General features: G+C 66.6%; 17 protein-coding genes. 3 read left to right on the top strand and 14 right to left on the bottom strand.

Annotated elements, in window-relative coordinates; all coding sequences use genetic code 11:
- From KF759_RS07050 to KF759_RS07075, 6 genes are all read right to left on the bottom strand, one after another.
- Positions 1-2,157, bottom strand: a complete 2,157-nt coding sequence (locus tag KF759_RS07050; protein WP_291223967.1) for an ATP-binding protein — start codon at positions 2,155-2,157, stop codon at positions 1-3.
- A complete protein-coding gene (locus KF759_RS07055; RefSeq protein WP_291223969.1) occupies positions 2,136-2,708 on the bottom strand; it encodes a DUF4390 domain-containing protein in 573 nt (190 codons plus the stop codon). The genes KF759_RS07050 and KF759_RS07055 overlap by 22 nt, the downstream gene beginning before the upstream one ends.
- Positions 2,683-4,029: a 16S rRNA (cytosine(967)-C(5))-methyltransferase RsmB gene (gene rsmB / locus KF759_RS07060; RefSeq protein WP_291223971.1), complete on the bottom strand. Its 1,347-nt coding sequence runs from the start codon at positions 4,027-4,029 to the stop codon at positions 2,683-2,685. Before rsmB ends, KF759_RS07055 begins: the two co-directional genes overlap by 26 nt.
- Complete coding sequence (gene fmt / locus KF759_RS07065; RefSeq protein ID WP_291223973.1) at positions 4,026-4,961, bottom strand: methionyl-tRNA formyltransferase; 936 nt, start codon at positions 4,959-4,961, stop codon at positions 4,026-4,028. The genes rsmB and fmt overlap by 4 nt, the downstream gene beginning before the upstream one ends.
- A 190-nt stretch (positions 4,962-5,151) precedes the next feature.
- Positions 5,152-5,703, bottom strand: coding sequence for a hypothetical protein (locus KF759_RS07070; RefSeq protein ID WP_291223975.1), 552 nt, complete (start codon positions 5,701-5,703; stop codon positions 5,152-5,154).
- 10 nt (positions 5,704-5,713) lie between these two features.
- Positions 5,714-6,295: a hypothetical protein gene (locus KF759_RS07075; RefSeq protein WP_291223977.1), complete on the bottom strand. Its 582-nt coding sequence runs from the start codon at positions 6,293-6,295 to the stop codon at positions 5,714-5,716.
- A 400-nt stretch (positions 6,296-6,695) separates the two neighbouring features.
- Here KF759_RS07075 and KF759_RS07080 point away from each other — a divergent pair, with 400 nt between their 5' ends.
- A complete protein-coding gene (locus tag KF759_RS07080) occupies positions 6,696-7,709 on the top strand; it encodes a tellurite resistance/C4-dicarboxylate transporter family protein (protein ID WP_291223979.1) in 1,014 nt (337 codons plus the stop codon).
- A 26-nt stretch (positions 7,710-7,735) separates the two neighbouring features.
- On the opposite strand, the gene KF759_RS07085 is transcribed toward KF759_RS07080, so the two are convergent.
- Positions 7,736-10,852 carry a multidrug efflux RND transporter permease subunit gene (locus KF759_RS07085; protein ID WP_291223981.1) on the bottom strand — a complete coding sequence of 1,039 codons (3,117 nt, stop codon included), beginning with the start codon at positions 10,850-10,852 and terminating at the stop codon, positions 7,736-7,738.
- Positions 10,853-10,860: 8 nt separating this feature from the next.
- Complete coding sequence (locus KF759_RS07090) at positions 10,861-11,985, bottom strand: efflux RND transporter periplasmic adaptor subunit (protein ID WP_291223983.1); 1,125 nt, start codon at positions 11,983-11,985, stop codon at positions 10,861-10,863.
- 381 nt (positions 11,986-12,366) lie between these two features.
- On the opposite strand from KF759_RS07090, the gene KF759_RS07095 reads away from it, so the two are divergent.
- Positions 12,367-13,485, top strand: coding sequence for a diguanylate cyclase (locus KF759_RS07095; RefSeq protein WP_291223985.1), 1,119 nt, complete (start codon positions 12,367-12,369; stop codon positions 13,483-13,485).
- A 5-nt stretch (positions 13,486-13,490) separates the two neighbouring features.
- On the opposite strand, the gene KF759_RS07100 is transcribed toward KF759_RS07095, so the two are convergent.
- Positions 13,491-14,021, bottom strand: coding sequence for an Lrp/AsnC family transcriptional regulator (locus KF759_RS07100; RefSeq protein ID WP_291223987.1), 531 nt, complete (start codon positions 14,019-14,021; stop codon positions 13,491-13,493).
- 156 nt (positions 14,022-14,177) lie between these two features.
- Between KF759_RS07100 and KF759_RS07105 the strand changes: the two genes are divergently transcribed.
- Complete coding sequence (locus KF759_RS07105; RefSeq protein ID WP_291223989.1) at positions 14,178-16,892, top strand: tryptophanase; 2,715 nt, start codon at positions 14,178-14,180, stop codon at positions 16,890-16,892.
- Between the two features lie 75 nt (positions 16,893-16,967).
- Here the strand turns inward: KF759_RS07105 and def are convergent, their stop codons facing one another.
- From def to KF759_RS07130, 5 genes are all read right to left on the bottom strand, one after another.
- Positions 16,968-17,471 (bottom strand): peptide deformylase, encoded by a 504-nt coding sequence (gene def / locus KF759_RS07110; protein ID WP_291223991.1) that lies wholly within the window; start codon positions 17,469-17,471, stop codon positions 16,968-16,970.
- A gap of 45 nt (positions 17,472-17,516) precedes the next feature.
- Positions 17,517-19,718 carry a DNA helicase II gene (gene uvrD / locus KF759_RS07115; protein WP_291223994.1) on the bottom strand — a complete coding sequence of 734 codons (2,202 nt, stop codon included), beginning with the start codon at positions 19,716-19,718 and terminating at the stop codon, positions 17,517-17,519.
- Positions 19,719-19,764: 46 nt separating this feature from the next.
- Positions 19,765-23,106, bottom strand: a complete 3,342-nt coding sequence (locus tag KF759_RS07120; protein WP_291223995.1) for a DEAD/DEAH box helicase — start codon at positions 23,104-23,106, stop codon at positions 19,765-19,767.
- Positions 23,107-23,210: 104 nt separating this feature from the next.
- A complete protein-coding gene (locus KF759_RS07125; protein WP_291223997.1) occupies positions 23,211-23,660 on the bottom strand; it encodes a DUF3574 domain-containing protein in 450 nt (149 codons plus the stop codon).
- Positions 23,657-26,143: an LpqB family beta-propeller domain-containing protein gene (locus KF759_RS07130; protein ID WP_291223999.1), complete on the bottom strand. Its 2,487-nt coding sequence runs from the start codon at positions 26,141-26,143 to the stop codon at positions 23,657-23,659. Before KF759_RS07130 ends, KF759_RS07125 begins: the two co-directional genes overlap by 4 nt.
- Position 26,144 lies beyond the last annotated feature (1 nt).

Consider the following 26,144-nt stretch of genomic DNA (forward strand, 5'->3'; position numbering starts at 1 on the left):
TCACAAGGCAGGCAGCACCACGATGAACTGCGCACCACCGGATTCACGATTGGCGGCGCGCACGCTGCCGCCATGTTCCTCGGCGATCTTCTTGACCACCGCAAGCCCAAGCCCGGTGCCGCGCTGCTTGCTCGAGGTGTAGGGCTCGTACCAGCGTTCGCCGAAATCGGCAGGCAAGCCCGGGCCATTGTCGGCGACCGCCAATTCGACCCAGGTCTCGCCCTCGCGCTCGAGGCTGCGCGTGGCCACCACGAGCTGCGCCTTGTGCGCATCACCGATCGCCTCGAGCGCATTCTTGATGAGGTTGTGCAGCGCCTGGCGCAGGCGCACCGCGTCGCCGCGCACGCGCGGATCGCCCGCATCGAGCTGGCGCGTGAGACCCAGCCGCTGGTCATTCTCGTAAAGGTCGAGCACTTCGTTGACCAGCGCGTTGAGCGCGATCGGATGGGTGGTCATGGGTGGTGGCCGCGCGTAATCGCCAAACGCGTTGACCATCGTCTTGAGCGCCTCGACCTGGCTCACGATCGTTTGCGTGGCGCGATCGATGAGCTCGCCATCGTCGGGCGGCAGGCGGCCGAGGAAACGCCGGCGCAGGCGTTCGGCGGCGAGCTGGATCGGCGTCAGCGGATTCTTGACCTCGTGGGCGAGGCGACGCGCGACTTCGCCCCAGGCCGCGTCGCGCTGGGCGCGGTTGAGCACGGTGAGATCGTCGAACACGGCGACGAAACCGGCGTGGCCGGGCAGCGCCGCGCCGCGCACCATCAGGGTACGCGGACCCAGGGGCGAATCGAGCACGACTTCCTCGCGCCACTCGCGCGCCTGTTCGCGCAGGTGGCGACCGAGCGGTTCGACGAAGGGTGCGAGCTGGCCATGCGCCTTGCCGATTTCGGCCGCGCTGGCGCCGAGCTGGTGCGTGAGCGGCACGCCGAGAATCGCCTCGGCTGCGGGATTGACGCTGCGCAGATGTGCTTCGTGGTCAAAGCCGAGCACACCTGCCGACAGCCGTTCGAGCACCGCTTCAAGCCAGGCGCGCTGCTGCTCGATCTCGCGCGTGCTGCGCTGGGCGCGGGCGCCGGCCAGTTCCAGATCGCGGGTCATCTGTGCGAAGGAACGGACGAGGAAACCGAGCTCGTCATCGCTGGTCGCTGGCAACGGCGTGTCGAAACGCCCGGCCGCGACAGCGCGCGTGGCCGCCGACAGGCGGCTGATCGGCGCCACCAGGCGCCGCGTGAGCACGAAGGCGACCAGCACCACCGCCAGCGCCGACAGCAACAGCACGAAGGTGAGGATCAGGGCAAACGTGAGCTTGAGCGAACCGCGCAGGAATTTGAGGCGCTGGAAATCGAAGCTTGCGCTCTCGATGCCACGCATCAGCGGCTGCACCTGCGCCGGCAGCGGAAACAGCGCCTGCAGCAGGCGCTGGCGCTCGGGCGCCACGCGCGCATCCTCGATCGGCAACACCACGCGCAGCATCAAGCCGTCACCGAGCGGCTCGGCCGCGGCATAGCGATGATCGCCACGCACGCGCAGCAGCAGCGCGCTGTCGGGCAAGGGCGGTTCGAGCCAGCGCGGATCGGAACTGGCGAGTGCCTGCACCCGTGAATCGGCACCGAGCAGGGCCAACTGGATTGCGCCGGTGGCTTCGATGCGGTCGTCGAGAATCTGCTGCGGGTCTGCCGTGGGCGTTTCGGCTATGCGTCCCGCCAGGCCCGCGGTGGCCGACTCGGCGGCCTGCAGATGCTCATCGATGACGAGGCGTCCGAGTTCGAGCGCATCGTCGAGCGCCTGCTCCAGTCGCACGTTGAACCAGTTGTCGATCGTCGCATCGAGAAAACGCAACGAAAAGCCGTAGACGATCAGGCTGGCCGGCAGGGCCAGCGCGATCATCAGGCCCAGCAGTCGGCGGTTCAGACGTGCGCCGGGTGCGCCGCGGCGCACGTCGGCGCGCAGGCGCAACAGGCGCGTGCCGATCACCAGCACCAGCACCGCCAGCGCCAGCAGCGCCGCACCGAGCACCAGGCGATAGTGGCTGGCGAAGCGCGCGTTGTCGCCAGCGGCCTCTTCGGCGAGCTTGAGCGAGGCCAGCAGCAGCGCGGCGACCGCGAGCGCCGGCAGCACACGCCGCAGCAGGATCTTCAGGGCGTCGCGCGCGGCCATGTGGTCTCCGCGGCCGCGAGATGCCAGGCCGGCTCGAACAGGGCCGGCAGACGCAGCGCGCCGGGCAAGGCGGCCGGGTCGAGCGCGGCGGACACGCGCAACGGCGCGCTGGCTGGTTGCTGCACGAACGCATTCGGCAGTTCCAGCCGCAGCGAACCGAGCGCAGCGAGCAGGTAGCCACGCGTGGCAAAGCCGCGTTCGTCCTGATTGCCGTTGACGCTGAGTTGGTAGCGACGCGACAACGGAAAGTAACGCAGCTCGATGCGGGGTCGCGCACGCAGGCCGAGTCTGCCACGCACGTCGATTTCCAGTTCCAGCGGAATGCCGTTGTCGAGTGCATCCTGCATCGGCCCGCTGAGCTGGCAGTCGAGCGCGAGGTCGAGCCGCGCCCGACCGTCCTGCGCGACCAGTCGTGCCTGCCGTACCACCAAGGTGCCCGGGGTCTGGTGCGCGAGCACACCGCAGCCGGCCAGCAGCAGGCCCGTGAGCAGGCACAGCAACGCAGCACAGCTGCGATGCAGCGCTTCAGCCGGTTTTTTCGAGCAGACCATAGAAGAATCCGTCCATGCCGCCCTCGCCCGGCAGGCGCTGGCGACCGACGCCGGCAACCTGTCCCAACCGCACGGGAAGCGGCACTGCACGGGCATCATCGTGGCCGGCGAGGAAGGCGGCAAGCACCTGCTCGTTTTCCTCGCGCAGGATCGAGCAGGTGGCGTAGAGCAAATGTCCACCCGGCGCCAGCAAGGGCCACAGTGCATCGAGGATGCCGCGCTGGGTCGCCGCGAGCGCCGCAATGTCACCGGCGCGCCGGTGCAGCTTGATGTCGGGCTGACGGCGGATGATGCCGCTCGCCGAACAGGGCGCATCGACGAGGATGCGCTCGAAGGCGCGCCCGTCCCACCAGGCTGCGGGCGCACTCGCGTCACCGTGCACGAGCTTCGCCGCAAGACCCAGGCGCGCGAGATTCTCGCCCACCCGCGCGAGCCGCCGCGCATCGTGGTCGAGGGCGACGAGATCGACGCGCGCGCGTTCGAGCAGATGTGCTGCCTTGCCACCCGGCGCAGCGCAGGCATCGAGCACACGCAGACCATCGCGCGCATCAAGCAAATCGGCGACGCACTGCGCTGCGCCATCCTGCACCGAGAACGCGCCCTGCGCGAAGCCGGGCAGTTGACTGACATCGCGGCTTTCGGCGAGCACGATCGCATCCGGCAATTGGGCTGGTGCATTCGCCTCGATGCCGGCAGCCGCCAACTGCGCGAGCAATTCGTCGCGCTGCGCGCGTCGCCGGTTGACGCGCAGGGTCAGTGGCGCTTCGAGATTGTTGGCCGCGAGAATCGCCTCGGCCTGCTGCGGCCAGTCGCGCGTGATCGCCTCGATCAACCAGTGCGGATGTGCACTGCGCGTGACCGCATCGGCATCGAGCTGCGCTTCGAGCACACCGCGCTCGCGCGCGTAGCGGCGCAGCACCGCGTTGACCAGCCCGGCGAACGGCGCCTGACCCAGGCTGCGCGTGGCATCGACGCAGGCGCCGACCACCGCGTAGTCGGGCTGCCCGAGCACACCGATCTGCGCGCAACCCAGCACGAGCAAGGCGCGCACGCTGCGTGCGCGCTGCGGCAGCGGCTTGTCCATCAGCAGATCGAGCGCAGCCGTGAGTCGCAGCCACCAGCGGGTGGCCGCGAACACGCTTGCGGCGAGCAGGGCGCGGTCGCGCGGGTCGGCGAACTTCGCCTGCGCGGGGGGCAGCGCGGCACGCAACGAAACACCGTCGAAGGCCACTTCGCCGAGCACGCGCGTCGCCGCCACGCGCACGGCGACGCCCGCGGCGGGCGGGGCGGCGTGGCGCTGTCGTGGTGCTGCCCGCTTCATGTCCGCCCGCGCTCGCGGCGTGCATTGAGCCAGTCGCGCGCGCGGATGCGGCGACCGCCATCGCGCTGCAATTCAAGGATGCGCAGCACGCCCTCGCCGGTGGCGATGTCGATGCCCTCGGCGCTGCACGCGAGGATGCTGCCCGGCACGGCATTGCTGAGTTGCTCGAGCGCCCTGGCCGCCCACACACGAACGCGCTCACCTTCGATGCGGGTTTCGGCGACCGGCCAGGGATCGAAGGCGCGCACCTTGCGCGCGAGTGCGGCTGCAGGCAGGTTCCAGTCGAGCAGGGCTTCGGCCTTGTCGAGCTTGTGCGCATACTCGACACCCTCGCCGCGCTGCGGCCGCGCGATCAGGGTTTCGCCTCGCTGCACGCGGGCAAGCGCATCAGCGAGCAGGTCTGCGCCGAGCGTGGCGAGGCGATCATGCAGGCTGCCCGCAGTGTCCTCGGCGTGGATCGGCGTGCGCGCCTCGAGCAGGACCGGTCCGGTGTCGAGGCCGGCTTCCATCTGCATCAGATCGACGCCGGTCTCGGTGTCGCCCGCGAGCAGCGCGCGCTGGATCGGCGCCGCGCCGCGCCAACGCGGCAGCAACGAAGCATGCACGTTCCAGCAGCCCAGGCGCGGCAGCGCGAGCACGGCCTTGGGCAGGATCAGACCATAGGCGACGACCACGATGAGGTCGGGCGCATGGTCAGCCAGACGCGCGCGCGCGGCGGCATCGCGCAGGGTCTCGGGTTGCTCTACCGCGATCCCCGCCGCGAGCGCCGCCTGCTTGACCGGACTGGCGAGGAGCTGGCGTCCGCGCCCGGCCGGCCGATCGGGTTGGGTGTAGACCGCCAGCACCTGCGCACCACTGGCAAGGCAGGCCTGCAGCGAGGGCAGCGCGAATTCCGGAGTTCCGGCAAAGACGAGGCGCAAGGGCGCGGGCATGGAGGGCCGCTCGAGCAGAAAGGCGCGATTGTAGGAGACACCGCACGGAGACGCCTGCCCGGCGTTGCAGGCGGCAGTACGCAACCCGGCAAGCAAAAAGAAAGGCGGCACGATCCAGGCATGGGTCGTGCCGCCCCTGCAGCACCCGGCCATCACCCACCTGCGGGCGATCGGGCAGACAGGTCCGTCGTTACGGCTGGTCCCACATCACTCGCACGCCACAGAACAGCAACGGCCGTGCGGAACCGGCATCGAAACCGCTGAAGAAGATCGTGTCGTCGGTTCGATACTGCACGTTGATCACATACGCATGACCCATAGCATCGAAGGCGTGCGCAAGGTCGGGCGAGAGCAACGACGCATAGCCGCTCGCGTTGGGCGTGAGCATGGCTCCATAGTCATCGAGGGCCCCGGCCGCGTCATAGCGTGTTACCGATGAAAAGAGTGCATCCGGGCCTTCATCGCGATAGTAGGTACGCAGATAGCGCAATGTCGCACCCTCGGGCAGCATCAGCTTGTGGGTCAATTCCAGGTTGGGCGACACGCTCAGACAACCGCCGTTGGCGTATTGGTAGGTCATGCCCGAGCTGCGCGAAACAAAGGTCGCGGCCGGAATCATCCGCCAGTAGGTGGCAAGCACAGACGAAGGAGTGGTGTCGGGGGCTGCCGCTCCGGTCGGGCAGGCACCCGCCGCGAGCAGCGCACCCAGCAGCGCCCGCACGAGAGTCACGGAATTTGTCATGGCCGCGTCCTCACGGGATGCTGTAGAAGAGACGCGCGCCGCAGATCGCGGTCGAGGTCGACGGGCCGGCTTGCTTCACGTTGAAGACATAGGACCGCGCGGAGTTGGCGGTCACGAGGTAGGGCGAGAACGTGAATGTCGCGCTGCTGTAACCAACGGCCGCGACGCTGGTGACCGGACCGTAGTCGCTGGTGTTTCCCGCTGCATCGTAGGCCGTCACGTACGCGGTGACCGTATTGTTCGCGTCGGTGTCCTTGTAGTAGACCCGCAGCACCGCCATCGATGCGCCGTCTTCGATCTGGATGTCCGACACCGCGTAATCGCTCTTGGCCTGGATGCAGCCGCCGCTCGTGTAGGTGGTCTGGTCACTGCTCGAGCGTCGATTGAAGGCGCTGGCAGGGACGAAGTAGTACTTCCAGGTCACGAGCGGCTGCGCCGCGGCGAAACTCGCCTCCAGTGCATCGTCCGGCCCGAAGTTGAGCTGGCTGACTTGTTCCGGGCCCTTGCCGGTTCCGTCGCTATCTTGCGCAATAACCGGACCCGCAACGACCAATGCGATCGCCGTGGCGATCACTCGTGCTTTCACGTTCATGCTGTCAACCTCATTTGTTCAAGGACGGAATGCCGCACATCCGCAACGACGTTCGCTCCATCACCTCGATGCGCGGAAGGCGATGGTGCCCTGCACGACGCCCCACTCGCCGAGACGCGTTCGGCAGCATTTCCGAGAACCGTATCACATTTTGCGAATGACACGCGGACGCAATCGAAATGCGCGATGACCCATTCGAGGGCAGGATCGACCGGTTCCCGGCAGGAGGGAGGGGCAGGCCTCCCTGCATCGTTTCGGCGTGGGGTCACGGCCGAACCGATCGATGTGTCGCATCACCGATCGACGGAGAAACCGAGCGGCGTGGGTTCCCGCGGCAGCGGCGGCATAATCGCCGCATGCGACCCTGCCACGCCGCGATCAGGTGAAGGCGCGCCTGCGAGTGAGGGCGCACGATCTGGCGCCCGGCTGCTTTGCGCTTGTGATGGCTACCGGAATCGTCTCGATCGATGCAAGCCAGCACGGCTTGCCATGGTTGGCGCGCGCGCTGTTCGCGCTCAACCTGCTTGCCTTTGTCTGCCTGATCGCGCTGAGCGTGCTGCGCTTGATCTGGTTTCGCGACGATTTCATGACCGACTTGCGCAGTCCGGTGCGCAGCGCGGGATTCCTCACCTTCGTCGCCGGCGCTTGCGTGCTCGGCAGCCAGAGCCTGTTGCTGTTCGACGGGCACTGGCTGGCCTGGCTGCTGTTTGCACTCGCACTGCCTGCATGGCCGCTGTTCGGCGCCTTCTGGCTGTCCGCACTCGCACGCGCGGCGCGTGAGGGAACCTTGATGCGGAATATCCGCGGCGGCTGGCTGATTGCCGTGGTTGCGACGCAAGGCTTGGCCGTACTGCTGCTCCTGCTCGCGGTGCGGCAGGGCAGGCTTGCAAGTCTGTGGCAGCCCGCATTCGGGCTGTTCGTGCTCGGCATCGTGCTCTACCTGCCGATCATCGCGCTGATTCTCTGGCGCCTGCTGTGCCTGCCGCTGCGGCCACGCGAGCTCACGCCGCCGTACTGGATCACGATGGGCGCGCTGGCCATCAGCACGCTTGCGAGCAGCTTGCTGCTGCGGCACCTGCCGCCCGCGCCGCCACGCGTGGCGCTGCTGTTGCCGCAGCTGGTTCAAGGCCTGTGGTTCGCCGCAACTGGCTGGCTGCTGGTGATGATCGTGTTGTGGGCGTGGCGCTGGTGGCACGTGCCGATTCGCTACGGCATCGAGGCCTGGGACATCGTGTTTCCACTGGGCATGTACACCGTCGGCACGTTCGAGCTTGCCGCCGCGCTGCCATGTCCCGCGCTGCTCGCGATCCCGCGTGTCGGCGTCTACGTGAGCCTCGTCGTCTGGGCGCTGGCCGCGATCGGCGCACTGCGCCGTGGCCTGCGCAGCGCGCGCCTCGCGCGGCGGCGGCACTGACGCGAGGCCGGGAGCGCACGCGCGGTTCAGTTTGCCGGCGGGGTCTTGCGCGCCGAACGCTGCATGATCAAACGGAAGAACAGCGGGATGAAGAAGATCGCGATGAAGGTTGCCGCGAGCATGCCGCCGATCACCGGCCAGCCGAGCGCGTGACGACTGGCGGCGCCGGCGCCGCTCGAGGTCACCAACGGCACGCAGCCGAGGATGAAGGCGAGCGAGGTCATCACGATCGGGCGGAAGCGCAAGCGCGCCGCTTCGAGCGCGGCATCGAGCAGGCCCATGCCTTCCTGATGCTTCATCACCGCGAATTCGACGATGAGGATTGCGTTCTTGGCCGCGAGACCGACCAGGGTGACCAGGCCGATCTGGAAATAGACATTGTTGGTCTGGCCAACCAGCCAGGTGGCAAGCAAGGCGCCGAACAGCGCAAACGGCACGGCGGTGATCACCGCGAACGGCAGGCTCCAGCGCTCGTACTGTGCGGCGAGAATGAGGAAGATCATGATGATGCCGAAGGCGAAGGCGAGCGCCGCGGTACTGCCGGCCCTGCTCTCCTGATAGGCGGAGCCGGTCCACTCGAGCTTGGCATCGTTGCCCAGCGTCTGCGCGGCGACTTCCTCCAACGCCTTGATCGCCTGACCCGAACTGTAGCCGGCCGCGGGCTGGGCCATGATCTTGGCCGCCTGGAATACGTTGAAGCGCTCGACCAGTTCCGGGCCGACCGTGTCCTTGACCGTGACCAGACTCGTCAATGGAATCATCTGGCCATCCTGCGAGCGCACGTAGACGTTGCGGACGTCCTCGCGGTGGGCGCGATAGTCGGCTTCCGATTGCACCTGCACGCGGTAGGTACGGCCGAACTGGTTGAAGTCGTTGACGTAGACCTGGCCGAAGGTCGCCTGCATGGTGTCGAACACCGACCGGATCGGCACGCCGAGTGCCTTCGCCTTGTCGCGGTCGAGGTCGAGGAAGATCTGCGGCACATTGGCACGGAAGGTCGAAGTCACGCTCTGAAACTCGGCCCGCTTGCCGGCCGCATCGAGCAACTTCTGCACCTCGGCGGCGAACGCCGCGGTGCCGCCCGAGCCGCGGTTCTGCAGGTAGCCTTCGAGCCCGCCGGTGGTCGACATGCCGCTGATCGGCGGCGGATTGAACGCCGCGGCAAAGCCATCCTTGATCGTCATGTAGGCCTGCCCCTGCAGGGACTGCGCGAGCGAGGCTGCATCGTCGCCCTTGCCCTTGCGCTCCTTCCAGTCCTTGAGCGTGATGAAGGCCAGTCCGCTGTTGCTGATCACCGCGCCCGAGAGGATGTCGAAGCCCGCGAAGGTGACGACATTGGCAACATTCTTGTTGGCCAGCACCATCGCATCAAATTGATCGGCAACCGCCTGGGTGCGCGTGAGCGAGGCCGCATCGGGCAGGAACACCGCCGCCAGCAGATAGCCTTGATCCTCGTTGGGCACGAGTTCGCCGGGCACGCGCTTGAACAGGCCGAAGCTGCCGAGCAGGATCAGGCCGACCAGCAGAAAGGCAACGCCGACGCGGCGATTGAGGAAGGCCACGCCGCCGACGTACTTGCCGGTGATGCGGTCGAACTGGCGGTTGAACCAGACGAAGAAACGCGCCGGCTCATGGTGGCCCTGCTTGAGGATCACCGCACACAGCGCCGGCGAAAGCGTGAGCGCCACCACGCCCGAGATCGCCACCGAAATCGCCACCGTGACCGCGAACTGCTTGTACATCACGCCGGTCATGCCGCCCATGAACGCCACTGGCAGAAACACCGCGCACAACACCAGCACAATCGCCACCACCGGCCCGGCGACCTCTTCCATCGCCAGAATCGCCGCCTGTTTGGGCGAACACTTCTGCTCGCTCATGATGCGCTCCACATTCTCGAGCACCACGATCGCGTCATCCACGACGATGCCGATCGCGAGCACCATGCCGAACAGGGTGAGCAGGTTGATCGAAAAGCCGAGCAGGAGCATGCCGGCGAAGGTGCCGATCAGGGACACCGGTACCGCGATGCACGGAATCAGCGTGGCGCGGAAGTTCTGCAGGAACAGGAACACCACGAGGAACACCAGCACGATCGCCTCGAACAGGGTGTGCACGACCTCCTCGATCGACAGCTTGACGAAGCGGGTGGTGTCGTAGGGCACGTTGTAGTGCACATCGTGCGGGAAGCGCGCCTTGAGCTCTTCCATCTTCGCCACCACCGCATCGGCCACGGCCACCGCGTTGGCCCCGGGCTGCATGTAGACGGCAATGCCGATCGCGGGCTTGCCGTTGGCGTGGGCGATGAGGTCGTAATCCTGGCCGCCCATCTCCACGCGCGCGACATCGCCGAGGCGGATCGTGGAGCCATCGGGCATCGCGCGCACGATGATGTTGGCGAACTCATCGGGGCTGCTCAGCCGCCCCTTGGTCTGCACCGTGTAGGTGAAATCCACACTCGCACGGGTCGGCTGCGAACCGATCTTGCCGGCCGCGAACTGCGCGTTCTGCTCGCGGATCGCGCCGATCACGTCGCTCGGCGTGAGGTCGAGCTGGGCCAGCCGGTCGGGACGCAACCAGATGCGCATCGCGTAGTCGGTACCGCCAAACAGCATGGTGTCACCGACGCCACTGACGCGCTTGAGCTCATCGATGATGTTGAGCAGGGCGTAGTTGGACAGGTAGGTGGTGTCGTGGCTGCCCTGCGGTGAATCGAGCGTGACCACCTGCAGAATCGACGTCGACTTCTTCTTGACCGTCACGCCCTGCTGCTTGACCTCCTCGGGCAGTTGCGCAATGGCCGCCGATACGCGGTTGTTGACGTTGATGGCCGCCTGCTCGGGATCGGTGCCGATGTCGAAATACACGCTCAGCGTCATCAGCCCGTTGGAGGCCGAGCCCGATTCCATGTAGATCATGTTCTCGACGCCGTTGATCTGCTGCTCGAGCGGTGCGGCCACGGTCTGCGACACCACCTCGGGGGTCGCGCCCGGATAAAACGCCTGCACCGACACCACCGGCGGAGTGATCTCGGGATACTGCTCGACCGGCAGGCTGCGCATGGCCGCGAGGCCCGCGAACACGATCACGATCGAGATGACGGAGGCAAAAATCGGCCGCTCGATGAAGAACCGCGAGAACATGGCGCGGCCTACTTCGCGGTCTGCGCAGTCGGCGCTGCGCTGGTGGCCAGGCTCGGTGCGACCCTGGTCCCGGGGCGCGCCTTGAGCAGGCCCTCGACGACCACGCGATCGCCCGCCTTGAGCCCTTCCTTGACCAGCACCATGCCATCGCTGGTGTAGCCCAGAGTCACGGTGCGCGGCTCGATCACATCGTCCTTGCCGACCACCATCACCATCTTGTCGGCCTGTGCCTGCACGATCGCTCGCTGCGGAACCTGCAGGACATTCTTGAGCAGGCCGAGGTCGAGGATCACGCGCACGAACTGGCCTGGCAGCAGGTGCTCGTCGGGATTGTCGAAGATCGCCCGCGCACGAATCGTCCCGGTGCGCGTGTCGACGCGACTGTCGGAGAAGTTCACATGCCCGGCATGGCTGTAGATGCTGCCATCGGCCAGCCGCAAGCGTACCGGCCAATCCTCATCGCCATCGTCTTCGATCGTGCCGTCATGCTGCATCCGCTCGAGGTTGAGTCGATCCTGTTCTGGATAGGCGAAATTCGCGTACATGGGGTCGAGCTGCGAGATCGTCGTCAACAGGCCGCTCTCGCTGCCCGCGACGACCAGACTGCCTTCGGACTGGGTGCCCTTGCTGGTCACGCCCGCAATCGGCGCGGTGACGTGGGTGTAGTCGAGGTTGAGTTCGGCCTCCTTGACCCGCGCGCGCGCCGACTGCGCATTGGCCACTGCGGCATCGTAGGCGGCGATGGTGTCGTCGTAATCGCGTCGGCTGACCACGTGCTTGGCAAACAGCGGCACCATGCGGTCGCGGTCGGCCTTGGCCTTGTTGAGGGCCGCCTGCGCCTGGGCCAGGCCACCGCGGACCTGCTCCAGCGCGGCTTGGTAGGGCGCGGGGTCGATTTCGAACAAAACCTGCCCGGCCTTGACTGCCTCGCCTTCGGTGTAGGTGCGCTTGAGCAGGATCCCGCTGACGCGCGCGCGTACCTCGACTTCGCGGAAACCCGCGGTTTCGCCGACATACTCGATGCTCAGGGGCATCGACGAGGGCTGCATCTGGACCACCGTCACCGGCGCTGGCGGAGGCGCCTGGCCGCCGTCCTTGCTGCCGCATGCAGCCAGGGGGACCAGTGTCGCCATCAGGATCACCCAACGCGCGCGCGCGCGCAGCCCAAAGCCCTGCCCCTGCCTCATCATGCTTTCCCCTGATCTGGAATCTGGAAGTGCACGCCGCGGGGCCTGCACACCGCGCCATGGCGGTGGCGGCGACCCCGGATGCGAACGCGAACCGTGTGCGCAATACTAAGCCTTTGGCGCAGCTTGCGTGTCGGCGATTGGGTCCTTGGGAGCCTTGAGCGCCAAAACGCAGCGTCAAGGATCACCGGCGGCTCGTGCGATGGCGTTGCGACGAGCAGGCCGAACCTGACCGCCACACGGCATCCGGAAGGCTTGATTGGCACAAATGCTGCATCGGGTCACCCATCGCTGACCTTCGCGCCAGCTCAGGCACCAACACCGACCATGTTCAACCTGTTCACCTGGAACGACGCCTTCGTCACCGCAATCCCGCTGGTCGACGAACAGCACCGGGTGCTGGTCGACCTGATCAACCAGCTCGGCGAGCTGTGCACCTCGGCCAAGGACATCGGCCAACGCGATTTCGTGGCAGCACGCGACGCCTTGGTGGCCTATGCCGAGGCCCATTTCCGCGACGAAGAGGCGCACATGGCGAAGTGCGGCCTCGATCCGCGCTTCCAGCGCACGCACTGTGCTGCGCATTGGGCCTTCGTCAAGCGCGTGCAACATCTGGGTGGCGGCGCCGAGCAGTCGCCGCGCAGCATGCATGCCGTGCTCGACTATCTGGTGTGCTGGCTGACCGACCACATCCTCGTGGTCGATCTGAGCATGGCGCGTCAGGAACAGGCGATCCTCGCCGGCAAATCGCCGCAACAAGCCTATGACGAGGACATGCAGTTCACGCGCCCGAGCGCCGAGCCGGTCACTGCCGCGCTGCGCGGCTTGTTGTGGAAACTCGCCGAGAGCAATGACCAGCTGCGCAAGCTCAACCATGAACTCGAGCAGCGCGTCGAGGAACGCACGGCCGACCTCGACTACGCCAATCGGCAATTGCGCATCCTGTCCAATCAGGACGACCTCACCGGCCTGCCCAACCACCGCTATGCGGTCACCATGCTCGATCACCTGTGGGCGTTGGCCGCGGACACGCCCTTCGCGATTCTTCTGCTCGATGCCGATCGCTTCAAGGTCGTCAATGACAAACACGGCCACGCCATTGGCGACGAACTGTTGCGCCACCTCGCGCAGCGACTGCGCGACGCGGTGCGCAGCAGCGACATCGTCTGCCGCTTTGGGGGCGACGAGTTTCTCGTGATCTGCCCCGACAGCAATCGCGACTGCGCCATCAAGGTCGCGCAATTCGTGCTCGATGCACAAACGCCGTTTTTTGCCCATGGCCAGGAACCATGTTGGGATGGCGCACTGAGCATCGGCGTGGCGACCGTGGGGCCGGGCATCGATTCGATCCAGGCCCTGCTCGAATCAGCCGATCGAGCGCTGTATCGCGCCAAGCAGAACGGCGGCAGCCGTTTCGCGCTCGACGAGGGGCCGCGCGCGGCCTGAGCGCGTCAGTTCGGCGCGCGCTGGCGACGGCGTGGCGTGACGGCAGAACGAGACTTGCCAGCGTCGCTGCGCGGCGGCGACAGCGCACGGCTGGGCACCGGCATCGACAGCACGATCGAAGTCGAGGTGGTTCCGAACGGCGTGAGCTGGTCGATCAAGTGCTCGAGGTCCTCGATCGAGGCCACCGCGATCTTCGCAGTGAAGGAGTCGGCACCGGTGCCGCGATAGCACTCGAGCACCTCGGGCATCTCGCGCACCGTGGTGGTCACGCGTGCGAGTACGTCGCCGACCACGTTCATGCGCACGATCGCGAGAATCGGTCGCCCGATTCGCGCCAGATCAACTTGTGCGCGATAGCCGACGATCACGCCGGCGGCTTCGAGTTGGCGCACGCGCTCGGCTGCTGCCGGCGTGGACAGGCCCACACGCCGCCCGAGCTCGGTAAACGTGACGCGCCCGTCCTCCTGCAGCACTTCGAGGATGCGCCAATCGAGCCTGTCGAGTGTGTTTTTAGGTTCTGAGGTGATTTTTACCATTGTCTTGAATATGTTTCGTGTGTGGCCATTGGCGCCTAACGTATTGCATTCAAACACGCAAAGCGCCTTTCTACAATGCTTGCCTTCCGTGCGCTGTTTGCGGGCTTGGGCCTGGCTGCGGCGCGCCCGTCTTCCCGTCCGCTTCCGGAGCACGCCATGGCAACGCCCGTTCCCGTTCACGAGCCGCACAAGGTCAAGACCGTTCGCCCCATCGCGTTCCCGGGCATCGAGGAGCGCAAGCGCAATCTGGCCGCCGCGCATTTCAACACCTTCAACCTCACGCCCAGGCAGGTCGCCTTCGACATGGTCTCCTACGGCTGTGGCGCCGTGACCCAGGAACAGCTTGCCGGCCAGTTGCTCGGCGACGAGGCCTACGCCGGCGCGCGCAACTTCGAAACGATGAACGCGCAGATCACCCGCGTGCTCGGCCACACCTATGTCTGCCCGACGCACAACACCTTGGGCTCGGTGAAGATCCTGCTGCACGCGTTCGCCAAGAGTGGCCAACGTTTGCCGAGCAATGCACGCGCGCGCATCGATCTGCACGCACCGCGCGGCATCGAACTGCTTGACGTGCGCGACCATGCGGAAGGCGTGTTCACCGGCAACTTCGACCTCGCCCGCCTGGAAACCGTGATCGGCGAGCAGCGCCCGCCTTTCATCGGCGCGCAAGCGTTCGCCGACGGCCAGCATCCCTTGAGCCTGGCCAATTTGCGTGCGGTGCGTGAACTGGCCGACCGCCACGGCCTGCGCCTGGTGCTCGATGTCTCACGCGTGGTCGAGAATGCCTGGTACATCCAGTGCTACGAGCCGGGCCTGGCCGATCGCACCATTGCCGACCTGGTCAAGCTGATCGCCAAGAGCGCGCACGCGATCATGATGGACGGCGCCCAGGATGCGCGCGCCAACACCGGCGGCTTTCTCGCCACCGACAATCCCGCCGACCACGAGCGCTTCATCAACGACATCGTGGTGTTCGAAGGCCTGCATACCTACGGCGGCATGGCCGGGCGCACGATGGAGATGATCGCGCGCGGTCTCGAGCTGATGTGCGAGGAGACCAGCGTGCAGTGGGCGATGGCACAGACCGAACGCTTCACCGCGCGCCTGCGCGAAGGCGGCGTGCCGCTCGAGCGTGGCTGCGACGGCGCCTACCTGCAGGCCGACCAGTTCCTGCCGCAGGCCGGCGCACACGCCGCGCATGCACTCGCCTGCGCGCTCTACCAGACCTCGGGCGTGCGTGCGCTGGTGCCGGGCCTGGTCGGTCGCGACTCATTGCTGCCGCTGCAGATCCCGCGTCTGGCCATGACCAACCGCCAGCTCGACCAGGTCGCCGACGCGGTGATTGCACTGTATCGCCAGCGCGAACAAGTGCCCGCGCTCAAGCTCGAACGCGACAGCGACTGGCACGATGCGCTGCACTTCGGCTCGGTGTTTGCCGATCTCGCGGAATACCACTTCGATTGCGAACCCTGGCTCATCCACACGCTCGAACCGATCGCGCTGACTTCGCGCGAACAGCGCGAACGCGCGATCCGCGAAGCCGGCTGGAACACTTTCCTGCTGCGCTCGGCCGATGTCGCCATCGACCTGCTGACCGACTCGGGCACCACCGCGATGTCGACCGCGCAGTGGGCCGCCTACGACGCCGCTTCGCCGACACCGGCGACCAGCGATGCCTATCTCGACTTCGTCGCCGCGATCCGCGACACCTATGGCTATGACCACGTGCTGCCGACCCACCAGGGCCGCGCCGCCGAGCAGATCCTGTCGGAGGTGATGATCAAGCCCGGCCAGATCGTGCCTGGCAACATGTACTTCACCACCACCAAGGTGCATCAGGAATACGCCGGCGGCGTGTTCGCCGACGTGATCGTCGACGAGGCCCACGATTCGACCTCCACCTTCCGTTGGAAGGGCAACATCGACATCGCCAAGCTCGATGCGCTGGTGCGTGAGCACGGCGCGGACAAGATCGCCTATATCTCCTTCGAGCTGTCGGTGAATCTTGCCGGTGGCCAGCCGGTGTCGATGGACAATCTGCGCGAGGTCTACGCCTGGACGCGCAAGCACGGCATAGCGGTGATGTTCGATGCCACGCGCGCGGTCGAGAACGCCTACCTGATCCAGAAGCACGACCTGCGCTACCGCAGCACCAGCGTCAAGGACATCCTGCGCGAGATCATGCTCTACGGCGACGGCGCGACCGTTTCGGGCAAGAAGGATTTTCTCATCAACATCGGCGGCCTGCTCACCTACAAGGACAATGCCGATTGGGCGCGCCGCTCCGAAGCCAAGCTGCGCATCTACGAAGGCGGCGTGCGCGACGGCGGTCTGCCTGCGGCCGATCTTGCGGCGATGGCGCAGGGCGTGCGCGAGATGGTCGATGACCGCTACATCCGCGCCCGCATCGAGCAGTCGGTGCGTCTAGCCGGCTGGCTGCGCGAGGCGGGCGTGCCGGTGGTCGAGCCGACCGGCACCCATGCGGTGTTCGTCGATGCGCGCCGCTTCCTGCCGCATCTGGACCAGGACGAATATCCGGCGCAGCGGCTGGCGAGCGAGATCTACGTCGAGACCGGCGTGCGCCCGATGGAACGCGGAAATGTTTCCAGCGGACGCAAGGCCGATGGCAAGAATTACCGCCCCGCACTCGAACTCGTACGCCTGACCTTGTCGCGCCGCGTCTACACCGACGATCACCTGCGCGCGGTCGCCGATGGGATCATCCGTCTGTGGCAGCGTCGTCACGAGATCGGCGGCTTGCGCTTCGTCTACGAGCCCAGGGATCTGCGCTTCTTCCAGGGCCGCTTCGAGCCGATCCCCGGCGGTGAACAGGAACAACCCGGAAAGCGGGCCAGCGGCGCCGCCTGAGATTGCGACACGCGATCATCCCGTGCGTCGCTTCGGCGCCGCACGGGGCGTGACGCGCGGAAATTGGCGGCTGGCTCAGGCGCTCTGCTTGCGCTTCTTGTCGAGTTTCTTGAGCAGCAGCGAGCGCTTGAGCGGCGAGAGGTGATCGACGAACACCTTGCCGGCCAGATGATCCATCTCGTGCTGCACGCAGACCGCGAGCGGGCCTTCGACCTCGAACTCGATGTGCTTGCCATCGACATCCTGTGCCGCGACCTTGACCCGCAGCGCGCGCTCGACATCGGCATAGATGCCGGGAAACGACAGGCAGCCTTCCTGGAAGATCTGCTCGCCGCTCTTTTCGAGCAGGCGCGGGTTGATCAGCACGCGCGCATCGGACTTGTCCTCGGACATGTCCATCACCAGCAGCTGCTGGTGCACGTTGACCTGGGTCGCGGCCAGACCCACGCCGGGAGCGGCGTACATGGTTTCGAACATGTCGGCGACGAGCTGCTTGAGGGCGTCGTCGAACACGGTCACCGGCTGCGCCTTGGTGCGCAGGCGCGGATCGGGAAACTCGAGGATCGTGAGCAGGGCCATGTCAGTCAGATGCGGCCAAGCCGCGTGGATTGCAAGGCGGCCATTCTAGGGCAACGGCGCCAGCTTGGCGTAGGCGAGCACCAGCCGCTTGCGGCCGTGGCCGGCGAAGTTGATCTCGACGAGGGTGTGCGCGCCGGCGCCTTCATAGGCGAGCACCACGCCTTCGCCGAAACTCGCATGGTTCACGCGTTGACCCAGATTGAACGGGACGGCCGATTCCATGCGCTGCGCGGCGCCGGATGCAAACACCGGTCGGCTGACCTGGGCGCGCGGGCGCACATCACGCAGCAGATTGGCGGGGATTTCGGCGAGGAAGCGCGAGGGCCGCGCATAGGATTCCACCCCGTGCAGGCGGCGAGACTCGGCGTGGCAGAGCACGAGCTGTGCCCGCGCGCGGGTGATCCCGACATAGGCGAGGCGCCGCTCTTCTTCGAGCCGGGCGGCGTCATCGGTCGATTTCTGGCTCGGGAACAGGCCTTCCTCGAGGCCGACCAGAAACACGTTGGGAAATTCCAGACCCTTGGCCGAGTGCAGGGTCATGAGCTGCACGCAATCCTGCCACGCTTCGCCCTGCCCCTCGCCCGCCTCGAGTGCGGCATGCGCGAGGAAAGCCGACAGTTCCGACAACCCGGCCTCCAGATCCTCGGCGCTGCGCTCGAAGCGTGCGGCGACGTTGGCCAGTTCATCGAGGTTCTCCACCCGTGACTCGGCACTGCCGCGACTGTCTTTCTCGTAGTAGTCGCGCAGGCCCGAGCGCGCGAGTGCCTGCTCGACCTGTTCCGACAGACACAACTCATATGCCTTGCCCGAATCATCTCCGACCTCACCGCGACACTCGCGCGCCAGCGTGTCGATGAGATCGAGAAACGCGCGCAGCGCATGCTTGGCGCGCGCAGCGAGTTCGCCCTGCGCGAGTTCCTGCTGCGCGGCCTGCCACAAGGCGATGCCTTGGCCACGCGCCCGTCGGCGCAGCGCATCAAGCGTGCGCTCGCCGATCCCGCGCGGCGGCGTGTTGACCGCGCGCTCGAAAGCCGCATCGTCATTGCGATTGGCGGCCAGACGCAGATAGGCAAGCGCATCCTTGACCTCGGCGCGATCGAAATAACGCAGGCCGCCGTAGACGCGATAGGCCACGCCGTGCTGGGCGAGCTGTTCCTCGAAATTGCGGGATTGTGCGTTGGATCGGTACAGGATCGCGTGGTCGCTCGGTCGCGCGCCTTCGCGCAGATTGGCGCGGATGCGCTCCACCACATAGCGCGCCTCGTCCTGCTCGTTGTAGGCGCTGTACAGGTCGATCGGCTCGCCGGCGGCGTCCGCGGTCCAAAGCTGCTTGCCCAGACGCGCGGGATTGTGCGCGATCACCGCGTTGGCAGCCGCGAGGATATTGCCGGTCGAGCGGTAGTTCTGTTCCAACCGTATCGTCTGCGCCTTGGGAAAATCACGCAGGAAATGCTGCACGTTCTCGACCCGCGCGCCGCGCCAGCCGTAGATCGCCTGATCGTCGTCTCCGACTACGAAACAGCGCCCGCTGCTCCCGGCGAGCACGCGCAGCCAGGCGTATTGCAAGGTGTTGGTGTCCTGGAATTCGTCGACCAGCAGATGCCGCCAGCGCTCGCGGTAGTGCGCAAGCAAGGCCTCATCGTGCAACCACAATTCATGCGCGCGCAGCAGCAGTTCGGCGAAATCGACCATGCCGCCGCGCTGACAGGCCGCCTCGTAAGCGCGATAGATGTCCAGCAACACGCGATTGGCGGGATTGAAGCCGGGATCGATGGCATCGGGGCGCTTGCCCTCGTCCTTGGCGCCATTGATGAACCAGCTCGCCTGACGCGGTGGATGGCGCGCTTCGTCGACGCCCAAGTCGCGGATCACGCGTTTGACCAGACGTTGCTGGTCGTCGGCATCGAGGATCTGAAAGGTCTCGGGCAACCGCGCTTCACGCCAGTGCCGGCGCAGCAGGCGATGGGCGATGCCGTGGAAGGTGCCGATGCTCAGTCCGCGTGCATCAGCCGACACCAACTGCTCGGTGCGCGCGCGCATCTCGGCAGCCGCCTTGTTGGTGAAGGTCACAGCGAGCACCGACCAGGGCGAGACACGCTCGACCTGCAGCAACCAACCGATGCGGTGGGTGAGCACGCGGGTCTTGCCCGAACCGGCGCCGGCGAGCACGAGGTAGTCGCCGGGTGCCGCGGTTACCGCGCTGCGCTGCGCGTCGTTGAGCCCATCGAGCAGATGCGAAACGTCCATCCGCGCATTGTATCGGCGCAGCGTGGGCGTACGCGCAGAAATCGTCTCAGCCGAGCGGGGCAAACAGCTCGGCGACGTCGTCCTCGTCGAAACGCAGCGCCTGCGTGCTGCCGCCCTCGAGCACCGCGCGCGCCAGTTCGGCCTTGCGCTGCTGCAAGGCCTGGATCTTTTCCTCGACCGTGTTCGCACAGATCAACTTGTAGACGAACACCGGCTTGTCCTGGCCGATGCGGTGGGCGCGGTCGGTTGCCTGCGCCTCGACCGCCGGATTCCACCACGGGTCGTAGTGGATCACGGTGTCGGCCGCGGTGAGGTTGAGACCGACGCCGCCTGCCTTGAGGCTGATCAGGAACAGCGGCACCTTGCCGTCCTGGAACTTCTTCACCAAGGCCGTGCGCTGCGTGCCGGGGGTGTCGCCGGTGAGTGACTGCCAGGGCAGCTTGCGCGCATCGAGTGCTTGCTCGATCAGGGCCAACATTTGCGCGAATTGGCTGAACACGAGCACACGCCGACCTTCTTCGACGAGGCTGTCGAGCATGTCGAGCAGGTAATCGAGCTTGGCGCTCTCGACCACGCGCCGCGCGCGTTCGAGCTTGACCAGCCGTGGATCGCAGCAGACCTGACGCAGCTTGAGCAGGGCGTCGATGACGACGATGCCGCTTTGCGCAAGGCCGCGCTTTTTCATTTCCTCCAGCACCCGCTGATGCTGGGCCAGGCGCAGGGTTTCGTAGAGCTCGCGCTGACGGCCTTCGAGTTCGATCTGGCGCACGATCTCGGTCTTGGCCGGCAGTTCCGCAAGCACATCTTCCTTGCGCCGGCGCAGCATCAAGGGCGCGATGCGGCGATTGAGACGCTCCTGGCGCTCGCCATCACCATGTTTTTCGATCGGCGTGCGGAAGAAGCGCGTGAAGTGGCGATCGTCGCCGAGCAAACCCGGCTCGACCGCATCGAACAGCGCCCACAACTCACCGAGATGGTTTTCCAGCGGCGTGCCGGTCATGGCGATGCGCTGCCTGGCATCGAGCTCGCGCACCAGTTTCGCCGCGCGACTCTTGGCGTTCTTGATCGCCTGCGCCTCGTCGAGCACGAGCAGCGAAAATTCCTGCGCCGCCAATTGCTCGTGATCGCGCAGCAGCAAGGGGTAGGTGGTGATGACGAGATCGTGCCGCGCCATTTCCTCATGCAGACCGTGCCGTTGCGGCCCATGCACGACCAGTACCCGCAGCTGCGGCGCGAAACGCGCCGCTTCGTCACGCCAGTTGCCGACCAGACTGGTCGGTGCAAGCACGAGGGCGGGCTGCTCGAGTTGACCGCGCTGCTTGCGCGCGAGCAGATGAGCGAGCAGCTGCACGGTCTTGCCCAGACCCATGTCGTCGGCAAGGATGCCGCCCAATCCCGAGTCGGACAGGAAGTCGAGCCAAGCCAGACCATCACGCTGGTAGCCGCGCAGGCTTGCGCGAAAGCCTTCGGGTTCGTGTGTCGGTTCGCGCTGACCGTGGCGCCGTTCGAGCTGTTCGCGCAGGCGCTCGCCGCCGCGCCAGGGCGTCGCGATCGCGGGCGTGAGCGCTTCGATCACATCGGCCTGGGCACGCCGCAGGCGCAGCGCGCCATCGGTCTCACGCAAGGGCCCTTGCAGCCATTCGAGCAGCGGCGCGATCAGTTCGCGCAACTGGCTCAGCGGCAGCGAAATGCGACGGCGCGCGTCGATCGGCACCAGCCAGGTCGCGCCTTCGGGCTCGCCCTTGCGCGGTGCCAGCGGAAAGACCGGATCGGCGAGCAAGCGATGCAGGATCGGCAACAGGTCGATGCGCTCGCCACCGACGTCGATGCCCAGACGCAGGTCGAACCACGGGCTGCCCGCATGTTCGTCGATCTCGAAGTTCCATTGCACCTCGCCATCGATGAGCTCGAACGGAAAGCCGGCATCGGATTCGAGTCGGAACCCGCATTCGCGCAGGCGCGGCACCAGCGCGAAGAGCTGGTCGGCTGCGGCAACCTGCCTTTGGCCGGGGGCGAGCACGAAGTCGTTGTCGTTGAGCGTGCGCGTGGCGATGCCACGCAGCGAGGCGAGCATTTCGGCAGGAACCAGCGAGAGTTCCTCGAGCTGTTCGAACGCGGCCATCTCGCGCGCGCGGTCGCGCACGATTTCGACCACCCGATCGCCCTGGCGATGCCGCTCGCGTGCGGGCGCGGGGAACGCGGGAACACGCACGCCGGCATAGTCGAACGAAAGTCGCGCAATCCCGGCCTGATAGGGTCGACTGGGCGGCGCATAGGCCGACACCGCGCGCAGTGCGAGCACCGGCTGCGGAACGACAGCGCGCTGGCGTTCGACCACCGGCGCCGCCGGTTGCGGCAGGGCCGCGAGCAAGGGCATGTCGCGCCAGCGCTCCATCAGCAGCGGCACCTGCTCGGGCAGCAGCGGCGGCGCGCGCAGCACCGCTTCGGCCAGACGCAGGTTGCCGTCGACGCGACCGAGCTCGCGCGCCTGCGGATCGAAGTACCAGAGACCACCGATCTTGAACAGGCGACTTTTCGCAGCAGCGCCATCGACGCTGAGCGCAAGCTTTTGCGTGCCATCCTCGCGCGCTTCCCAGCCGATGCGCAGCGCGCGCAGCGGGCCGAGCGTGAGCCGGCCCGCCGAGACCTTGTCGAAAAAGCACGGCAGCGACGCGAGCAGGGTTTCGAGCAAGGGTTCGTCGGCCTCGAAGGCGAGCTGGAACCAGCCGCCGCTGCCACCGAATACCGGCACACGCATGCGCAGGCCGGCGACGAGCTGAAAGGTCGCCTCATCCAGTCCCCGCCACGGCGCCGGATCGGCCCACGAGGGTTGCAAGGGTTGCGGCGTGACGTAGCCACCGCGCTTGCCCGGCTTGACGCGCACCGCTTGGGCCTGCAGGGTCGGCACCGGTCCGGCGCCGTCTGCGCGCAGCAGCACTGCGCAGACCGATTCTTCGACGAGTGCGGGCGCTGGCGGCGCGGCGCCGGCAATGGGGCCGACCGCGCGCAAGCCATCGAGCCAGTTCTTCCACGCACCCAGTTGTGGCTCGACCGAGCCGGCCTCGGCCGCATCGCTTGCCGGCGCGCCGCGCAACTCCTGCAGGATCAAGGCCGCAACGTGCTTGCAGGCATATTCCATCGGGCAGGTGCAATAGCTGTCGAGCTGGGCATCGACGCCGCTCCACTGCAAACGCACGCCGGCGTTGTAGGGCTCGCGCGCCGAACCCTGCACGCTGCCGATCAGCACACCTTCGCCATCACCCGCCGTGTAGCGCAGCGCGCGCACCAAGCCGCGCTGCTGGTACTGAATCCCGCGTTCGAGCGTGCGTGGCTCGAACAGGCTGGTCCAGTGGCGTGCGAGCAGATTGCGGAAGTTCGTCTCGTCCATGCACCGTGCACAGGGCAGTCCAACCCGGCATGGTGCCTGCTGTGCAGCCGGCCGACAAGCATGCCAGTGCCGTCACGCGGTTCACCTTGGGCGCGCAGCCGCGATCAGAACGTCACACACACCGCGCCGCGCTCTTGCAGCACCGATTCCTGCGCGAAGCGCTGGCGATAGTCGGCAATCACCGCACGCAGGCGCTGCTGGGTCGCCGCATCATCGGCGTGCACGGCGATCACGATGCGACTGGCTTCCGCGCGCAGCACGCCATCGCTGCCGCGCCAATGACCGCGACCGTCGATCACGGTGTAGCCCGACGGCAGCGCCGGGGCAAGGACCTCGCGTTCGAACACTTGCCAATCCGCATCGCCGACCTCGCGCCCAGCGGGGATCGCGCGGCCGAAATAGAGCGTGTCGCGCACCAGCCGTTGTTCGTCGAGCCTGCAACCGAGCGGGTGTCGCACCACCCACTCGTAGCGGCTGTTGGCGCCACCACAGCCGCCGAGCAGGATCGGCGCAAGGCCGGCGCCGAGCAGGACGCGGGCCAAGCGCCTGTTCATTGCAGGCTCGACTGGAACAGGCGGTGGATGCGCTTGTATTCGTCGAGCCAGGAGTCGGGATGCACGAAACCGTGACGCTCGAGCGGATAGCCGGCAAGCTCGAAATCGTCCTTGTGCAGCTCGATCAGCTTCTGGTACAGGCGCACCGAATCCTCGAACAGCACGTTGTCGTCGATCATGCCGTGGGCGATCAGCAGCGAACCCTTGAGACCATCGGCGAATTCGATTGGCGAGGAGCGCTCGTAGGCGATCGGATCATCCTGCGGCGTGTTGAGGATGTTCGAGGTGTATTCGTGGTTGTACTGCGTCCAATCGGTGACCGGGCGCAGCGCCGCGCCGGCCTTGAAGACGTCGGGGGCGCGGAACATTGCCATCAGGCTCATGAAACCGCCGTAGGAACCGCCATAGATGCCGACCCGCGCCGGATCACCGGCGGCGTTCTTCTCCAGCCAGTGCACGCCGTCGATGAGGTCTTCCAGCTCGGGATGACCCATGTTGCGGTAGATCGCGGTACGCCAATCGCGGCCATAGCCTTCGCTCGCGCGGTAATCCATGTCGAGCACGACATAGCCTTCCTCGGCGAGCAGGTTGTGGAACATCTGCTCGCGGAAATAGGCGGGATAGCCCTGATGCACGTTCTGCAGGTAGCCGGCGCCGTGCACGAAGATCACGATCGGATGCTTCTTGCCTGCGTCGAAATCACGCGCCTTGTAGAACTTCGCGTAAATCGGCGCCTTGGTGTGCGTGGAAGGCACCGCGACGATCTGCGGCGCGATCCAGTCGATTGCCTTGAACTGCGGCGTGCGGGTGTCGGTGAGCTCGCGCACCGCGCCGCCCTCGACCTCGACCACGGCGAGCTGGGCCGGCACATAGGCACTGGAATGCTGCACGGCCAGACGCTTGCCATCGGGCGACAGCGCGAAGCCGTCGATCGCATTGAAGTGCGTCACGCGCTCGAGTGCGCCGCCGCCGCTCGCCACGCGATAGATGTCGTAGCTGTAGGGCGCCTGCACGTTCGCGCGCAGGTAGAACCAGCGTCCGTCGCCCGAGAGTGTGGGCGCGGAGACTTCGAATTGGCCACTGGTGAGCGCTCGCGCCTTGCCACCCGGCGCCTTGCTGTAGAGCTGGGAATAGCCGCTCTCCTCGGACAGGTACCACAGGCTGCGGCCGTCCTTGCTCCAGCCGAAATCGTTGAAGTTCCAGTTGATCCAGGCCGGATCGGTGAGGCGATGTTCGCTGCGCAATTTGGCGTGTTCGAGATCGACGCTGGCGATCCAGCGATCCTTGTTGTCGATCGCGCGGATCTGGATCGCGAGCTGGCTGCCGTCCTGATTCCAGGCGATGCCGCCACCGCCGCCATCCTCGGCGCGCGAGACGATGCGCACCGCGCGTGTCTCGGGTTCGGTCGCGGCCTTGTTCTTCGCCGCGGTCTTTTTCGACGCACCGTTCTTGCTGTCCTTGTCGGCCGTGGCCTTGCCTGCCTGCGTCTCGGCCTTGGCCTCATCGCCGCCGCGTTCGGCCTTGAGCTTGGCATTTTCCTCGCGGATCGCCTTGAGTGGGTCGTCGTGGATACCCGGCAATGCATCGAGCGCGAGCGCGTTCTGCTCATGCTTCTGCAGGTCGAGCAGCAGCAGGGACTGCGGCGCCGGCAGGTTGCGACCCACGCGCGTGCGTTCCTCCTCCTGTTCCTCGTAGCCCGATTCGGTGACGAAGCGCTGCAGCTTGCCGTGCCGGCCTTCGTCATAGCCCTTGGGCGAGGTCACCACCAACAGCCAGCGGCCATTGGGCGAGAGTGACGTGCCCTGGATCTCCACCGCATCACCGAGGTAGAACGGCAGGCCGACGCGGCTCGGATCGCCCTTGGCGAAGGCATCGGCATGCGCCTTGCGCGCCTCGCGGTCGGCCTTGAGCTGGCGCAGGGTGGAGAAATAGCGCAGCTGCTGGCGCTCCAGGTCATTGGGTTGCTTGGCCTGCGGATCCTTCTCCAGTCGCAGCAAGGCGGCAGGCGCATTGACCGCGCCGGCGATGTCGTAGACGAACCAGTCGCTGCCACTGCGGTACTGCAACGCACGGCCGTCGGCGGAAAACTGCGGCGAGCCTTCGAACTGCGGCGTGCGCGTGACCTGGCTCAGTCGCCCGTTGCCCAGGTCGCGCAGGAACACATCACCGTTGCGCACGAAGGCGGCGCGCTGGCGATTGCGATCGAATACCGCTTCCGCGCCATCGCTGTTTGCCATCGCGGCCGGATCGATGAGGCTGTCCTTGCCATCGCCAAGGTCGATGCGGTGCAGATCGCGCACGCTCGAACCCTTCTGCTTGAGCTGGTAGTAGACGCTGCGGCCGTCGAGGCTCCACCACGTCCGCTCGACCGGCGGCCCGATCCAGTCGGGATTGGCCATCGCCTGTTCCAGCGTGGTCGCCCGCGCGGGCGCTGCCGCCACGGTGAGCAGGGTGACGAGACTGGCAAGCCAGATGCGGATCATG

Origin of the sequence: Dokdonella sp. (assembly GCF_019634815.1) — a bacterium.
Classification (GTDB): domain Bacteria; phylum Pseudomonadota; class Gammaproteobacteria; order Xanthomonadales; family Rhodanobacteraceae; genus Dokdonella_A.

Bases quoted from the DNA above. Each gene is read 5' to 3' on its own strand.
- KF759_RS07050 (WP_291223967.1), bottom strand. From the start codon at position 2,157: ATGGCCGCGCGCGACGCCCTGAAGATCCTGCTGCGGCGTGTGCTGCCG.
- KF759_RS07055 (WP_291223969.1), bottom strand. From the start codon at position 2,708: ATGGTCTGCTCGAAAAAACCGGCTGAAGCGCTGCATCGCAGCTGTGCT.
- rsmB (WP_291223971.1), bottom strand. From the start codon at position 4,029: ATGAAGCGGGCAGCACCACGACAGCGCCACGCCGCCCCGCCCGCCGCG.
- fmt (WP_291223973.1), bottom strand. From the start codon at position 4,961: ATGCCCGCGCCCTTGCGCCTCGTCTTTGCCGGAACTCCGGAATTCGCG.
- KF759_RS07070 (WP_291223975.1), bottom strand. From the start codon at position 5,703: ATGACAAATTCCGTGACTCTCGTGCGGGCGCTGCTGGGTGCGCTGCTC.
- KF759_RS07075 (WP_291223977.1), bottom strand. From the start codon at position 6,295: ATGAACGTGAAAGCACGAGTGATCGCCACGGCGATCGCATTGGTCGTT.
- KF759_RS07085 (WP_291223981.1), bottom strand. From the start codon at position 10,852: ATGTTCTCGCGGTTCTTCATCGAGCGGCCGATTTTTGCCTCCGTCATC.
- KF759_RS07090 (WP_291223983.1), bottom strand. From the start codon at position 11,985: ATGGCGACACTGGTCCCCCTGGCTGCATGCGGCAGCAAGGACGGCGGC.
- KF759_RS07095 (WP_291223985.1), top strand. From the start codon at position 12,367: ATGTTCAACCTGTTCACCTGGAACGACGCCTTCGTCACCGCAATCCCG.
- KF759_RS07100 (WP_291223987.1), bottom strand. From the start codon at position 14,021: ATGGTAAAAATCACCTCAGAACCTAAAAACACACTCGACAGGCTCGAT.
- KF759_RS07105 (WP_291223989.1), top strand. From the start codon at position 14,178: ATGGCAACGCCCGTTCCCGTTCACGAGCCGCACAAGGTCAAGACCGTT.
- def (WP_291223991.1), bottom strand. From the start codon at position 17,471: ATGGCCCTGCTCACGATCCTCGAGTTTCCCGATCCGCGCCTGCGCACC.
- uvrD (WP_291223994.1), bottom strand. From the start codon at position 19,718: ATGGACGTTTCGCATCTGCTCGATGGGCTCAACGACGCGCAGCGCAGC.
- KF759_RS07120 (WP_291223995.1), bottom strand. From the start codon at position 23,106: ATGGACGAGACGAACTTCCGCAATCTGCTCGCACGCCACTGGACCAGC.
- KF759_RS07125 (WP_291223997.1), bottom strand. From the start codon at position 23,660: ATGAACAGGCGCTTGGCCCGCGTCCTGCTCGGCGCCGGCCTTGCGCCG.
- KF759_RS07130 (WP_291223999.1), bottom strand. From the start codon at position 26,143: ATGATCCGCATCTGGCTTGCCAGTCTCGTCACCCTGCTCACCGTGGCG.